Raw genomic sequence first — 1,425 nt, 5'->3', positions numbered from 1 at the left:
GCAGCCGTTCCTCCGCGTCGGCGTCGGCATCGGCGTCGGCGTCGGCATCAGCGGCTGCGGAAGCGGGAGCGGGAGCGGGTGTCAGGTCGGCGAGGACCAGGCGGCCGGGGTTCTCCGACTGTGCGGAGCGGACCAGTCCCCACAGGGCGCTCTGGGCCGGGTCGGTGACGGTGGTCCCGGGTTCGGGGGCGACGGCTCCCCGGGTCAGCAGCACCAGCCGCGATACCAGCCGCGAGTCCGTGGTCCGGTCGTCGCCGAGCCAGGTCCGCAGGAGTGCGAGGCCCTCCCGGGTCACCGTGTGGACCTGCTCCGCTTCCGTTGTGGTGCGGGAGCCGCGCGGGGCGGGGACCAGCACGGTGTCCGCGGGCAGGCCGGCGTCGCCGAGGCCGTCGAGGAGCGCGCGCAGGCCCGTGAGGTCCTCGACCCGGGTCAGGGGGCCGGTGGTGTCCTGGGGGGTGTCCCCGTCGCCGAGCGGCAGGACCGGCCAGTCCAGGCGGTACAGCGCGTCCGGGTGGTCGACGCCTACGGCGGCGGGCAGCTGATCGGCCGTCACGGTCCGCAGGACGAGGGAGCCGACGGTGACGACCGCCCGGCCGGTGCCGTCGGCGGCGGTCAGGGACACCGTGTCCGGGGCGGGCGAGGTCAGCCGGACCCGCAGGGCGGTGGCGCCGGTCGCCTCCAGCCGTACGCCGTTCCAGGCGAAGGGGATGCGTCCCCGGCCGGTGTCGGGCAGGAGCCCGCCCAGGCCGACGGCGTGCAGGGCGGAGTCCAGCAGCGCCGGGTGGACGCCGAAGCCCCCGGCCTCGGTGTCCTGCGGGAGGGAGACCTCCGCGAACACCTCGTCGCCACGCCGCCACAGGGACCGGAGCCCCTGGAAGAGCGGTCCGTACCCGAAGCCGAGTTCGGCCAGGCGCTCGTAGTAGCCGTCCAGGGGGAGGGCCTCGGCGTCGGCCGGCGGCCACTGCGACAGCTCGTCGGCGGGCGCGGCGCCGGCCGGCGGGGCGAGCACGCCGGCGGCGTGGGCCGACCAGGGTGTGTCGGAGCCGGTCCCGTCCGGCCGGGAGTGGACGCTGACGCTCCGGTGGCCGTTCCCGTCGGGGCCGCCCACCGTGACCTGGATCTGTACGGCGCCCTGGGCGGGCAGGACCAGGGGGGCCTGGAGGGTGAGCTCCTCGACCCGGTCGCAGCCGGCCTCGTCGGCGGCCCGGATCGCGAGGTCCACCAGGGCCGTTCCGGGGAGCAGGGCCGCTCCCATGACCAGGTGCTGGGCCAGCCAGGGCTGGGCCGAGAGGGAGAGCCTGCCGGTGAGGACCAGGCCGTCGCCGTCGGCGAGGGCGACGGCGGCGCCGAGGAGCGGGTGCCCGGCGGAGCCCAGGCCGGCACTGGCGAGGTCACCGGCGGCGGGCCGGGTTTCGAGCCAGTAGC

Annotated in this window: 1 protein-coding gene; it reads right to left on the bottom strand. The window is 77.1% G+C overall.

Annotated elements, in window-relative coordinates; translation table 11 throughout:
* The coding region (locus VR44_RS39165) for a polyketide synthase dehydratase domain-containing protein (protein WP_045952459.1) at positions 1-1,425 on the bottom strand (1,425 nt) is incomplete at both ends.

This window comes from Streptomyces katrae, assembly GCF_000966975.1.
GTDB classification, from domain to species: domain Bacteria; phylum Actinomycetota; class Actinomycetes; order Streptomycetales; family Streptomycetaceae; genus Streptomyces; species Streptomyces katrae.
The sequence above is the reverse complement of the archived record's forward strand: the minus strand, read 5'-3'. Positions and strand labels throughout refer to the sequence as shown.